The 11,702-nt window shown below is 66.8% G+C and carries 13 protein-coding genes; 3 read left to right on the top strand and 10 right to left on the bottom strand.

Annotated features, from left to right (window positions below; translation table 11 throughout):
- Positions 1–7: 7 nt before the first annotated feature.
- Both AC3IMC_RS14140 and AC3IMC_RS14135 read right to left on the bottom strand, forming a co-directional pair.
- Positions 8–619 carry a TlpA family protein disulfide reductase gene (locus tag AC3IMC_RS14140; RefSeq protein WP_490919167.1) on the bottom strand — a complete coding sequence of 204 codons (612 nt, stop codon included), beginning with the start codon at positions 617–619 and terminating at the stop codon, positions 8–10.
- A gap of 2 nt (positions 620–621) precedes the next feature.
- Complete coding sequence (locus AC3IMC_RS14135) at positions 622–1,302, bottom strand: histidine phosphatase family protein (RefSeq protein WP_221386115.1); 681 nt, start codon at positions 1,300–1,302, stop codon at positions 622–624.
- Between the two features lie 200 nt (positions 1,303–1,502).
- Here AC3IMC_RS14135 and AC3IMC_RS14130 point away from each other — a divergent pair, with 200 nt between their 5' ends.
- Positions 1,503–2,051, top strand: coding sequence for a YceI family protein (locus AC3IMC_RS14130; protein ID WP_221386114.1), 549 nt, complete (start codon positions 1,503–1,505; stop codon positions 2,049–2,051).
- A gap of 225 nt (positions 2,052–2,276) precedes the next feature.
- Entirely contained in the window at positions 2,277–3,089 is an 813-nt protein-coding gene (locus AC3IMC_RS14125) for a hypothetical protein (RefSeq protein WP_221386113.1), read from the top strand.
- Positions 3,090–3,212: 123 nt separating this feature from the next.
- Here AC3IMC_RS14125 and AC3IMC_RS14120 read toward each other — a convergent pair whose 3' ends face one another.
- Together AC3IMC_RS14120 and AC3IMC_RS14115 are read right to left on the bottom strand one after the other, a co-directional pair.
- A complete protein-coding gene (locus AC3IMC_RS14120; RefSeq protein WP_490919166.1) occupies positions 3,213–3,938 on the bottom strand; it encodes a redox-sensing transcriptional repressor Rex in 726 nt (241 codons plus the stop codon).
- 12 nt (positions 3,939–3,950) lie between these two features.
- Positions 3,951–4,205: a glutaredoxin family protein gene (locus tag AC3IMC_RS14115; protein ID WP_490919165.1), complete on the bottom strand. Its 255-nt coding sequence runs from the start codon at positions 4,203–4,205 to the stop codon at positions 3,951–3,953.
- Positions 4,206–4,283: 78 nt separating this feature from the next.
- Between AC3IMC_RS14115 and AC3IMC_RS14110 the strand changes: the two genes are divergently transcribed.
- The gene (locus tag AC3IMC_RS14110) at positions 4,284–5,102 is read left to right on the top strand and encodes an HAD family hydrolase (protein ID WP_490919164.1); all 819 of its coding nucleotides are present in this window, start codon (positions 4,284–4,286) and stop codon (positions 5,100–5,102) included.
- Positions 5,103–5,173: 71 nt separating this feature from the next.
- Here the strand turns inward: AC3IMC_RS14110 and AC3IMC_RS14105 are convergent, their stop codons facing one another.
- The 6 genes from AC3IMC_RS14105 to AC3IMC_RS14080 form a co-directional block, all read right to left on the bottom strand.
- A complete protein-coding gene (locus AC3IMC_RS14105) occupies positions 5,174–5,272 on the bottom strand; it encodes a 30S ribosomal protein bS22 (RefSeq protein WP_003792170.1) in 99 nt (32 codons plus the stop codon).
- Between the two features lie 147 nt (positions 5,273–5,419).
- Positions 5,420–5,632, bottom strand: coding sequence for a helix-turn-helix domain-containing protein (locus tag AC3IMC_RS14100; RefSeq protein WP_043452394.1), 213 nt, complete (start codon positions 5,630–5,632; stop codon positions 5,420–5,422).
- 143 nt (positions 5,633–5,775) lie between these two features.
- Positions 5,776–6,882 carry a 3-deoxy-7-phosphoheptulonate synthase gene (locus tag AC3IMC_RS14095; protein ID WP_490919163.1) on the bottom strand — a complete coding sequence of 369 codons (1,107 nt, stop codon included), beginning with the start codon at positions 6,880–6,882 and terminating at the stop codon, positions 5,776–5,778.
- Positions 6,883–7,125: 243 nt separating this feature from the next.
- The gene (locus AC3IMC_RS14090) at positions 7,126–8,145 is read right to left on the bottom strand and encodes an acetylxylan esterase (protein ID WP_490919162.1); all 1,020 of its coding nucleotides are present in this window, start codon (positions 8,143–8,145) and stop codon (positions 7,126–7,128) included.
- A 51-nt stretch (positions 8,146–8,196) separates the two neighbouring features.
- Complete coding sequence (locus AC3IMC_RS14085; RefSeq protein WP_490919161.1) at positions 8,197–9,669, bottom strand: rhamnulokinase; 1,473 nt, start codon at positions 9,667–9,669, stop codon at positions 8,197–8,199.
- Positions 9,666–11,702: a bifunctional aldolase/short-chain dehydrogenase gene (locus tag AC3IMC_RS14080; protein ID WP_490919160.1), complete on the bottom strand. Its 2,037-nt coding sequence runs from the start codon at positions 11,700–11,702 to the stop codon at positions 9,666–9,668. Before AC3IMC_RS14080 ends, AC3IMC_RS14085 begins: the two co-directional genes overlap by 4 nt.

The following is an 11,702-nucleotide window of genomic DNA, read 5'->3' as shown; positions in this document are numbered from 1 at the left end:
CCTTCCCCTACTCGGCCACGGCGGCGGTGATGAGGGCCTTCAGGGTGCCCTTTTCAATTTCGCCGAGGACGCGGGATGCCACACGGCCCTGTTTGTCCAGGACCAGTGTGGTGGGCACGGCGCCCGGGGGCACCAGGCCGGAGACGGACAGCAGCACGCCGCCGTCCTTGTCGTCGAAGCTGGGGTAGGTCAGGTTGAAGGTTTTCTCGAACGCCTCAGCCGTAGGCTTCTCGTCCCGGAGGTTGACGCCGAAGAACTGGACGCCCTGGTCCTTGAACTCCTGGTGCAGCTCCTCGAGGATGGGTGCTTCCACCCGGCAGGGGGCGCAGGCGGCGAACCAGAAGTTCAGCACCGTCACCTTGCCTTGGAAATCCGCGGGCGTGACCGCAGTGCCGCCGAAGAGCGTTCCCTTGACCTGCACCGGTTCCTTGCGGTCGGCTGCGGCGAATTCGGTGACGGAGCCGTCGCCGGCCACGTAGTTCTTGTTGTCCCCCGCCTTGGCCTGCTTGGCCAGCGCATCCTCCTGGGCGCAGCCGGACAGGCCCATGGTCAGCGCGGCGAGCGCCAGGCCGCCGGCGGCGAGCACGCTGCGGCGCGGGGTCAGGTTGTTGTGGGTCACTGCTAGGCTCCAGGGGTGCTGGCGGCACCGGGAAGAAGGGACGCCGCGGGTTCGGTGTACTCGACGCGCAGCAGCGCACCGGCGTCATCGAACACCAGCGACGTGACGGATGTCAGCGTGCACTCACGCTTGCGGGGATCATGCCAAAGAGGCCTGCCCTCGGCGCTGAGCCGGGTGGCCCAGATGGGCAACTGGTGGCTGACCAGGATGGCCTCGGGCCCCTCGGCACCGAAGTCGCCGGCGGCCAGTTCAATGGCCAGGCGGCGTGCGTCCTGCACCGCCGCGGCAACGCGCGCCGCCTGCTGCTTGTACGGCTCGCCCCAGGACGGACGCAGCGGGTTGACCAGCCGCGGCCAGTGCTTGGGGCGCCGGAGTTCGGCTTTGGTGACCTTCATGCCCTCGAAGTAGTTTTCAGCTTCGATGATCCGCTCATCGGTGTGGATCTGCAGGTGCAGGGCTTCCGACGTCGGCCGTGCAGTTTCCTGGGCGCGGTCCAGCGGGGAGGCGGCCAGGTACGTGATCCGGGCGCCGCGCTCGGCCCGCTGCCGGAAGTGCTCCGCGAGCGTGCGGGCCATCTCCTGCCCCAGCTCGGAGAGGTGGAATTCGGGGAGCCGTCCGTAGAGAACGCCGTCGGGATTATGGACCTCGCCGTGGCGGAGCAGATGGACAGTGGCTTGGGGCATGTTTACCAGTTTCTCAAAGATGGCGTGCGATCCGAAATCTTCTACGTCCAGTAGAACTCAGGTTTTTGAAGAAATGTTCCGAAGCCGGGAACAAAACATGCAAATGCATGTTTATACTGGATGCAGCAGTTAGTTGAGGCTTCAACAGATGAAGCTTCAATTCCACTCATAAGCAGGCACAGCACAAAAGGAGCAACATCATGGCACTTCCCGCAGACGTCACCACCGGCACCTGGACCCTCGACAACTCGCACAGCGAGATCGGCTTTACCGTTCGGCACGCCGGCATCAGCAAGGTCCGCGGCCAGTTCACCGAAGCCGCCGCCACCCTGGACCTGGCAGAGGAGGTGGCCGACTCCAAGATCAGCGCCACCATCCAGACCGCCAGCTTCGACTCTGGCGACGCCAACCGCGACGGCCACGTCAAGGGCGAGGACTTCTTCGACGTGGAGAAGTTCCCTGAAATCTCCTTCGTCTCCAACGGCCTGGTGGCCAAGGGCAACAGCTACGAACTCACCGGCGACCTCACCATCAAGGGCGTCACCCGCCCGGTGACCCTGGAGACCGAGTTCAACGGCGTGGCCGTGGACCCGTTCGGCAACACCCGCGCCGGCGTCTCCGCCGAGACCACCATCAGCCGCAAGGACTTCGGCCTCACCTGGAACGCAGTCCTGGAGACCGGCGGCGTCCTTGTCAGCGACAAGGTTGCCATCAACCTGGAACTGGCCTTCATCGCCCCCGCGGCATAATTCCCGCCCCTGGAATTCCCAGGCGACCCGGCAACCCCGGCACGATGCGCCCTCCTGGCGCGGTGCCGGGGTTCTTCGGTTAAGGCCAGGGGCGCCTGAATACCTCTGCGGAATCACGCACAAGCACAGCCCCCGGGGGTACGGTGGACTTAAGCCATGCCGGGGGGAGGCGCAGGACCAATTCCCGGCAGCCTACCTGGATCCCGACATGCAAAAGGAACGCCCATGAGTACTCCTCCCGTCCCGCCTCCCGTGCCCAATGATCCCCACTCCGGGAACGGCCAGGGAGGCAGCCCCGAGTCCGCCGGCCAGGAACCGCGCTACGGGCAGAACGCACCCCAGTACGGCCAGCAGTTCGGGCAGGGCGCTCCGCAATACGGCCAGAACGCTCCGCAGTATGGGCAAAACGCACCCCAGTACGGGCAAAACGCACCGCAGTATGGCCAGAACGCACCGCAGTACGGGCAGCAGCCATACGGCCAGAACGCTCCCCAGTACGGGCAGCAGCCTTACGGCCAGTCGCCCTACGGCCAGTACCCGTCGGAGCAGCCGCAGGCAGCAGGTGCCGACGGCGTCCCGCAGCTGGTCAACATCTCGTTCTGGCTCCTGATCGCGTCGGGCATCATTTTTGTCATCTCCGTCCTGACCGGGCTGACCCAGCTGGATGACCCGGCCTTCAGGCAGACGTTCGAGCAGCAGATGCAAACCAGCGGTGCCAGCGGCGTCACCTACGAGGACATCAAGAGCGTCATCGCCGGAACGCTGGTGGTCTTCGCCATCATCGGCGCCGGGCTCTACCTCCTGGTGGCCTTCTTCATCCGCAAGGGGAGGAACTGGGCACGCATCCTGGGGACTGTGTTCGCGGCCCTGTCCGTACTGGGCCTCTTCGGCGTCCCCACGTTCGCCACCCTCGGGACCGCCCTGGGGATCGCGGCCATCGTGCTGCTGTACCTTCCGGCGGCGGCTCCGTACTTCCGGAAGCAGCAGCCGTTCAGCAACCCCTACCCGGGCGGCTTCGGCAACCCCTACGGACGGTAGGCGCCAGTCCCACAGCAAGACAAGCGACGGCAAGAAAGCGACGGCCAGGGATGGTTTCCCTGGCCGTCGCTTTTCCGATGATGGCGCCGCGGAAGCGTGGCAGCGCGGCGGTAGGTGTACTGCCTAGGCAGTCTGCCCGGGCGCCTCTGCCGGCTGCGCCGGATCCTGCACTCGCTGGGCGTGGTAAGCCAGGATCTGCAGCTCGGTGGCCATGTCCACCTTGCGGAGGTTGACCCCTTCGGGCACCTGGAGCATCACGGGCGCGAAGCTCAGCACGCTGCGCACACCCGCTGCCACCACCCGGTCGCAGACCCCCTGGGCCACCGCGGCCGGAAGGGCCAGCACCACCATGTTGGCGCCGGTCCGGTGCAGGACGGTTTCGAGGTCCGCGACGTCGCTGACCCGCAGCCATCCCACCTCATTGCCCACCACCATCTGGTCGGCGTCGAAGATGGCGACCACGTCGAAGCCCCGGGATTCGAAGCCACCGTACCGCGCCAGCGCCTTGCCCAGGTTTCCGGCACCGACAATGGCGACTTTCCAGTCGTGCGTCAGCCCCAAGGCGGCAGCGATGTGCCGGCTGAGGTACTGGACCTCATAACCCACTCCCCTGGTCCCGTAGGAGCCCACATGGGACAGGTCCTTGCGCAGCGTCGAGGAACTGACGCCTGATGCCTCGGCCAGGGATTCGGAGGAGACGCGCTCCACCCCGTCCGCCATGAGGGTGTTCAAGGCACGGAGATAGAGCGTCAGCCTGGCCACTGCAGCAGGCGGAATCTGCTTGGGGGTCGTGCCCGTGGCGCCCGGCAGGTCCGGGACAGGCTGCGGCGTTGAACCCAGCGACGTCACCCGCACCTCCCCCTACTGCGCCATGGCGCGCTGCAGGACGCGTGCCAGGCGGGCTTCGTCGATTTTCCAGAAGTCACGCTGCACCCCGTCCACCAGCACCACCGGGATCTCTTCGGCATACCGTTCCCGCAGTTCGGGCTGGTGGTCCACCTGCTCTTCGGTCCAGGAAAGTCCCAGCGAGGCAGTGACCCGGCCCACGGCGTCGCGCGCTTCTTCGCAAAGGTGGCAGTCAGCTTTGGTGACCAGGACGACGCGGGGTGTAGCCATGGCTTAACCGTAGCGCCGTTGGCGGCCCGCGGGCGACGCCGACGGCGGCAGGGCGGTGCATTGACTAGACTCAACTCCATGCCCGAGGAGAAATACGTCGCCGTCGTCACGCGGCCCGAACCTGCGCCGCAGCCGGGCGAGGCGGCGTTTTTCGACGTTGACAATACCCTCATGCGCGGCGCCAGCCTGTTCCATGTGGCACGCAAGATGCACCAGCGCGGCGCCTTCACCCTGGCGCAGGCTGCAGGCTTCGCATGGAAGCAGTTCAAGTTCGTCACGCGCGGGGAAAACATCGACGACGTCCATGCCGTCCGCGACTCGGCCTTGACGCTGGCCGCCGGCATCACCGTTGACGACATCAAGGCGCTGGGCGAAGAAGTCTACGACGAGATGATTGCCTCCCGGATCTGGCCCGGAGCCAAGGCGCTGGCTGAACAGCACCTGCGGGTGGGCCGGCGCGTCTGGCTCGTCACGGCCACACCCATCGAAGTTGCAACAGTCATTTCCACCCGGCTGGGACTGACCGGCGCCCTCGGGACGGTGGGGGAAGTCTCGGAGGGCATGTACACGGGCCGGCTGGTGGGAGACATCCTGCACGGCTCGGCCAAGGCCGTGGCCGTCCAGGCCATTGCCGACGAGGAGGACCTGGACCTCAAGCGCTGCTGGGCCTACAGCGATTCCTACAACGACATCCCGCTGCTCTCGCTCGTAGGCCACCCGGTGGCCATCAACCCGGATGCCAGGCTCCGCCGCCACGCCCGCGACCACAACTGGCCGGTCTACGATTTCCGCGCCGGCCGCCGGGCTGCCACGTTCGGCCTCAAGGCGGCCACGTTCGGCGGCGCCGTCTACGGACTGTGGAAGGGCTTCGCGAGGATCCGCGGCCCCCGGGCTTAGCCCACCGGCCCAACAAAAATGCCCGCCACCTTTCGAAGGTGGCGGGCATTTTCACGCTGTTCGAAGTATTGCTACTTCTTGTTGCGGCGCTGGTGACGAGTCTTGCGAAGCAGCTTGCGGTGCTTCTTCTTGGCCATACGCTTGCGACGCTTCTTGATAACTGAACCCACGAAAGTTCCTTACAAACTAGATGCAGTACCTGCCTGATGGGGAATGTCCGCGGACAAAGCTACGAACTGAACAACTGACAGATTCTTACAATGACGTAAAACGTTCCTTAACAGGGTACCGCCTATCGGGAGCGGCTAAGGACAGGCTCAGGCGGTCTCGGTGTGGCCGTCCACCACGGCGCCCTTGAGGTACTGTTCCACGGCGTTTTCGGGGACCCGGTAAGAGCGGCCGAAACGGACTGCCGGCATTTCCCCTGAGTGGACCAGCCGGTAAACGGTCATTTTGGAGACGCGCATGACCTCGGCTACTTCAGCCACGGTCAGGAACTTCGCGTTGGAGAAGTTCTGTTCTGCCGACATTTCCCTATTTTCCTTTGCTGACGGATGGACAACAGTGACCCCAGGTACATGCCAATGCGGTGTTCCGATGCTGAGCCATCCACCAACCACCTATCCAGATACTCTAGATGTTCATGGGGCAGAAGTGAAAGTAGCAAACTACCCTATTTCGCCTGGCGCCGCTTACGGGCCGAGGCCGCCAGCTGTTCCAGGACCGAGGCGGAGACGTCCCAGTCCATGCACGCGTCTGTGACGCTCTGGCCGTACACCAGCTCCGATTCCCCTGCAGCGTGCTCGGCAACGTCCAGGTTCTGGGCGCCGCCCACCAGGAAGCTTTCCAGCATGACGCCGGCGATCGCCTGGGCGGAGGTTCCGCCGTCCTCGAGCTGGGCACCGATTTCGAGCGCAACTTCAGCCTGCCGGTGGTGGCTCTTGCCGCTGTTGGCGTGGCTCGCGTCAACGATCAGGCGCGGGTTCAGGCCCTTGCCGGCCAGCTCGCCGGACGCCTTTTCGACGGCGGCAGCCGAGTAGTTGGGTCCCTTGCGCCCGCCGCGGAGGATGACGTGGGTGTCGGGGTTTCCGGCGGTGGACACCAGCGCGGCCCGGCCGTCGCCGTCGATTCCCAGGAAGGCCTGGGCTGCCGCGGCGGCGCCGCAGGCGTCGATCGCTACCTGCAGGCCGCCGTCGGTCCCGTTCTTGAAGCCGATGGGCATGGAGAGGCCGGAGGCGAGCTGCCGGTGGATCTGGCTCTCGGTGGTGCGCGCGCCGATGGCGCCCCAGGAGATCAGGTCGGCCATGTACTGCGGGCTGATCGGCTCCAGGAACTCGGTGGCCGTGGGCAGCCCCAGGGCGGTGACCTCCTGCAGGAAGTGGCGGGCGGTGCGCAGGCCGGTGACCATGTCGTGGCTGCCGTCCAGCCGCGGATCGTTGATCAGGCCCTTCCAGCCGACGGTGGTGCGCGGCTTCTCGAAGTAGGTCCGCATGACGATCAGCAGGTCTTCCTTGTGCTTTTCGGCCTGGCTGACCAGCCGGCGGGCGTATTCCAGGCCGGCCTTGGGATCGTGGATGGAGCAGGGCCCCACAATGACCAGCAGGCGGTCATCCACGCCGTCCATGATGGCCCGGACTTCGTCGCGTCCGCGTTCGACGACGGCCGCGGCCCGGGCGTCCAGGGGCAGGTCGGCGAGAAGTTCGGAAGGCGTGGGCAGCGCGGTGAATTCGCTGACGCGCAGGTTAGAGGTTGACGTGGTGTCTGCTGTTGCGGTGCTCATGTGCGGGTCCTGTTCCAGATGGGAAGCGGGCCCGGATTTCAGAACCCGCCGGAGAAACGGCGAAGGGCAGAGAATCATCTCTGCCCTGTTGGCTCTGAAGGAAAGTTGGATGCGTGTCAGTTAGACGCGGGCCCCTCCAGAGCCAACGAAAAATACGCATACCAACGGTTAGTCATGGAAGAGACCATAGCCCCGGTTGGCGCCGCCGCAAAATCAGGTGCCGTCACATTTCGGCGCCGCCGCTTACCCCAGAAGCTTGCGCAGGAACTGCAGCTGCCGGATCCAGTGGTGCTCCTGGCCCCCCTCGTGGTTGTTGAACCGGTACACCTCGATCTCCTTGGCGGCTCCCGTGGCGGATGCGCCGGACGTCCCGGCCCCGTAGGCGTTGAAGCTGGCAAACACCGTGGATGGCGGGCAGATGTCGTCCATCAGCGCCGCCGAGTACAGCGCCGGCGCCGTGGCGTACCGGGCCAGGTTGACGCCGTCGAAATAGCGCAGGACCTCCAGCGCGGGCTCGTAGCGTTCCCGGTGCCGGGCCAGGAACTGGGCGATCTCCGGGTAAGGCCCGCGCGGGGTGATGTCGATCGCGTGGGGGAAGTCCTGCAGGAACGGAACGTCGGGCAGTGCGGCGATGACGCCGTCGAGCCGTCCGGCAGCGAGCCCTGCCGTTGCCACCACCAGCCCGCCGCCCTGGCTGACGCCGGCCAGCACCACCTTGGCGGCGTCGACGGCGGGATGGGCCTGCGCGGCTTCGACCGCCCGGAAAGCGTCCACGTAGACGCGCCGGTAGTAGTAGTCCTCCCTGCTGGCGATGCCCCTGGTCATCAGGCCTGCGTGCGCTACGTCCCCGGCGGAAGGGTGCGGATCCGGCGTCTCCCCCAGGGTGAAGCCGTACCCCTGCCCGCGGGTGTCCATGATGAAGTGCGCGTACCCGGCCTGCGCCCAGCGCGTGTCCTGGTTGACCACGCCGCGGCCGCCGGAGTAGCCGATGTAATTCACCACCACGGGAAGCCTGGCCCCTGCTTCCCGGTGGGCCGGAAGATGCAGCCATCCCCTGACCGGGGCCCCGCCGTACCCGGCGAAGGTGACATCGAACGTCTCGATCACTGTGAGGTAGTTCTCCACGGGTTCGAAGGACGCGTCCAGCGGGAAGGAACGCGCGTCCGCGATCGTGGCATCCCAGAAAGCGCCCAGGTCCTCCGGCGGAGTGACCTCGGAGGTGTAGCTGCGCAGCTGGGCCAGGGGAAGGTCGAAGAGGGGCATCGGAAGTCCGTTCTGTGGGTGTCCGCCGCTTGCCTGCAGCCTACTGCAGGTTCAGTAGACGGTCAGGTCCAGGGGGTCGTAACGGCGGGGGCTGGTTCCTGTACCGATGAGCCGGCGCAGCTGCGGAAGCCCGCCGGCGGCGGCCCCGGCAGCCCTTGCCTGGATGAGGATGTTGCCCAGGGCGGTGGCTTCGACGGGTCCGGCGATGACAGGTTTGCCAGTTGCGTTCGCGGTGAGCTGGCACAGCAGGGTGTTCTGGGAACCGCCGCCCACCACATGCACCACGTCCGCTGAACGGCCAGCGAGGCGTTCCGCGGTGCTGATGGTCCTGGCGTAGGCAGTGGCGAGGCTGTCCATGATGCAGCGGGTGATGGCCGCGGGATCATTGGGCAGGACCTCGCCGGTGCGGCGGACCGCCGCGCGGATGCGCTCCGGCATGTTGTCCGGGGCGATGAAGTACGGATCGTCCGGGTTGATCTGCGGGCCGCCAGGCGGCAGCGCCCCGGCGGCGGCGAGCAGTGCGGTCAGCTCGGGCCGGAACCCTTCCTGCGCCCAGGTCCGCTGGCACTCGCTCAGCAGCCAGAGGCCGCCCACGTTGCGCAGGTAGCGGATGGTGCCGTCCACGCCCCGTTCGTTGGTGAAGTTCGCTTCGCGGCTGGCCTCGGTGAGGACGGGATGCTTGAGCTCCAGGCCCACGAGGGACCAGGTGCCCGAGGAGATGTAGGCGAAGTCGTAGTCGCCGGCGGGAACGGCGGCGACGGCGGAGGCGGTGTCGTGCGAACCCACGGCCACCACGGTGGTTGCGCGGGGCAGTCCGACGGCGGCGGCGATGTCCGCCAGCAGGTTTCCGTAAGTTTCCCCGGGCTGGATGAGCGGCGGGAACAGGTCCTTCCGCAGGCCCAGGGCCGTGAAGAATTCCACGGCCCACTCCCCCGCCACGGCGTCGAACAGGCCGGTGGTTGAGGCGTTGGTGGCCTCGGTCCGGCGGACGCCCGTGAGTAGGAACGCGATCAGGTCGGGGATGAGCAGCGCCTGCAGCCCGCCCAGGTCCTGCTCCGTGGCGAGCTGGTAGATGGTGTTGAACTGCAGGAACTGCAGGCCCGTGGTCTGGTAGAGGCGTGCGGGCTCCAGCCTGGCGTGGATGGGTGCGACGGCGGCGCTGCTGCGCTCGTCGCGGTAGCTGAACGGCTGGGCCACCAGCTTCCCCGCGCCGTCCACCAACCCGTAGTCCACGGCCCAGGTGTCGATGCCGATGCTCGCGATCGTCTCACCCTGCACGGCGGCAACGGTGGCGGCCGCCCGCAGGCCCTCAAGCACCTCCGCGAAAAGGGCGTCGAAGTCCCAGCGGAGGCCGCCGTCGTGCTCCACCACCCCGTTGGGGAAGCGGTGCACTGTCTCCAGCGAAACACCTTGGGGGGAAACACGCCCCAGCATCACGCGCCCGGAAGAGGCGCCGATGTCGACGGCGGCGAACACACCCGGGGTGGGCACGCCGCCGTCGTCACCGTTGGCCAACGTACTCACCGGAGGAAGGCTGCTGCCACTCCGGCATCCACGGGGATGTGCAGGCCGGTGGTGTGGGACAGTTCGTTGCTGGTAAGGACGGCGGCGGCGTTGGCGACGTGTTCGGGCAGGACTTCGCGTTTGAGCAGGGTGCGCTGGGCGTAGTACTCGCCCAGTTTCTCCTCGTCCACGCCGTAGACCGCGGCGCGCTTGGCGCCCCAGCCGCCGGCGAAGATCCCGGAGCCGCGGACCACGCCGTCGGGGTTGATGCCGTTGACGCGGATGCCGTGCTCACCCAGTTCTGCCGCGAGGAGCCGGACCTGGTGGGCCTGGTCGGCCTTGGTGGCGGAGTAGGCGATGTTGTTGGGCCCGGCGAACACGGAGTTCTTGGAGGAAATGTAGATGATGTCCCCGCCCATGCCCTGGGCGATCATGACCTTCGCCGCGGCCTTGGCCACCAGGAACGAGCCCTTGGCCATGACGTTGTGCTGCAGGTCCCAGTCCTTCTCGGTGGTTTCCAGCAGCGGCTTGGAGATGGACAGGCCGGCGTTGTTGACCACCAGGTCCACACCACCGAACGCCAGGACGGCGGCGTCGATCGCCGCCGCGACCTGGGCCTCGTCCGTCACATCCGCCTGGACGCCGACGGCGACATCGGGGCCGCCGAGTTCCTCGGCGACCTTCTGCGCATTCTCCAGGTTCAGGTCCGCAATCACCACGCAGGCGCCTTCGGCAGCGAGGCGGGTGGCGATGGCCTTGCCGATCCCGGACGCGGCACCGGTCACCAGCGCGATGCGGGTGGCGTGCGACTTGGGCTTGGGCATCCGGGCCAGCTTGGCTTCCTCCAGCGCCCAGTACTCGATCCGGAACTTTTCGGCTTCCTCGATGGGTGCGTAGGTGGAGATCGCCTCGGCGCCGCGCATCACGTTGATCGCGTTGAGGTAGAACTCCCCGGCCACCCGGGCGGTCTGCTTGTCCTTGCCGAAGGAGAACATGCCCACGCCCGGGACCAGCACGATCGCCGGGTCCGCGCCGCGCAGGGCAGGGCTGTCTTCGTCGGCATGGCGGTCATAGTAGGCCTGGTAATCCTCGCGGTAGTCCGCGTGCAGTTCCTGCAGCCTTGCGATCGAGTCCTCGACCGAGGCATCCGCGGGCAGGTCCAGGATCAACGGCTTGACCTTGGTGCGCAGGAAATGGTCCGGGCAGGACGTGCCCAGGGCGCCCAGGCGCGGGTGCTCTGCGGCTGCCAGGAACTCAAGGACGACGGCGTCATCGCTGAAGTGCCCCAGCTGCGGCTTGTCCGTGGAGGCCAGGCCGCGGATCACCGGCGCCAAAGCGGCCGCCTTCGCGCGTCGCTCGGCGTCCGGCAGCGCGGCATAGCCGGGCAGACTGGATCCGAAGGGTTCGGCCTTGCCGTTGTCCTTGATGTACTTCTCGGCCTGGTCGATGATCCACAGCGAATTCTGCTCTGCTTCCTCGGACGTGGCCCCCCAGGCGGTGATGCCGTGCCCGCCCAGGATCGTACCGATAGCCTGCGGGTTGGCGTCCTTGATCGCGGCGATGTCCAGGCCCAGCTGGAACCCGGGACGGCGCCACGGAACCCACACCACCTTGTCACCGAAGATCTTGGCGGTCAGCGCCTCGCCGTCCACCGCCGTCGCGATCGCGATGCCGGAGTCCGGGTGCAGGTGGTCCACGTGCGCCGCGTCCACCAGCCCGTGCATCGCCGTGTCGATCGACGGGGCTGCGCCGCCCTTGCCATGCAGGCAGTAATCGAACGCGGCCACCATCTCGTCTTCACGCTCAACCCCGGGGTAGACGTTCCTCAACGCCTTCAACCGGTCCAGGCGAAGCACCGCAAGGTTCTGTTCCTTCAGGGTGCCCAGGTCCCCACCGGAACCCTTGACCCAGAGCAGCTGGACGTCCTCGCCCGTGACCGGATCCTTTTCGGTGCCCTTGGCGGAGGTGTTGCCGCCGGCGTAGTTGGTGTTCCGCTTGTCCGCGCCCAGTCGGTTCGAACGGGAAATCAGGTCTGCAACAGTCTTATTCGTCAT

Source organism: Arthrobacter sp. E70 (genome assembly GCF_058266945.1).
This window is presented reverse-complemented; position numbering and strand designations above follow the sequence as displayed.

Excerpts from the sequence above, each read along its gene's own strand:
- AC3IMC_RS14135 (WP_221386115.1), bottom strand. The coding sequence starts at position 1,302 with ATGCCCCAAGCCACTGTCCATCTGCTCCGCCACGGCGAGGTCCATAAT.
- AC3IMC_RS14130 (WP_221386114.1), top strand. The coding sequence starts at position 1,503 with ATGGCACTTCCCGCAGACGTCACCACCGGCACCTGGACCCTCGACAAC.
- AC3IMC_RS14125 (WP_221386113.1), top strand. The coding sequence starts at position 2,277 with ATGAGTACTCCTCCCGTCCCGCCTCCCGTGCCCAATGATCCCCACTCC.
- AC3IMC_RS14115 (WP_490919165.1), bottom strand. The coding sequence starts at position 4,205 with ATGGCTACACCCCGCGTCGTCCTGGTCACCAAAGCTGACTGCCACCTT.
- AC3IMC_RS14110 (WP_490919164.1), top strand. The coding sequence starts at position 4,284 with ATGCCCGAGGAGAAATACGTCGCCGTCGTCACGCGGCCCGAACCTGCG.
- AC3IMC_RS14100 (WP_043452394.1), bottom strand. The coding sequence starts at position 5,632 with ATGTCGGCAGAACAGAACTTCTCCAACGCGAAGTTCCTGACCGTGGCT.
- AC3IMC_RS14095 (WP_490919163.1), bottom strand. The coding sequence starts at position 6,882 with ATGAGCACCGCAACAGCAGACACCACGTCAACCTCTAACCTGCGCGTC.
- AC3IMC_RS14090 (WP_490919162.1), bottom strand. The coding sequence starts at position 8,145 with ATGCCCCTCTTCGACCTTCCCCTGGCCCAGCTGCGCAGCTACACCTCC.
- AC3IMC_RS14080 (WP_490919160.1), bottom strand. The coding sequence starts at position 11,702 with ATGACGAATAAGACTGTTGCAGACCTGATTTCCCGTTCGAACCGACTG.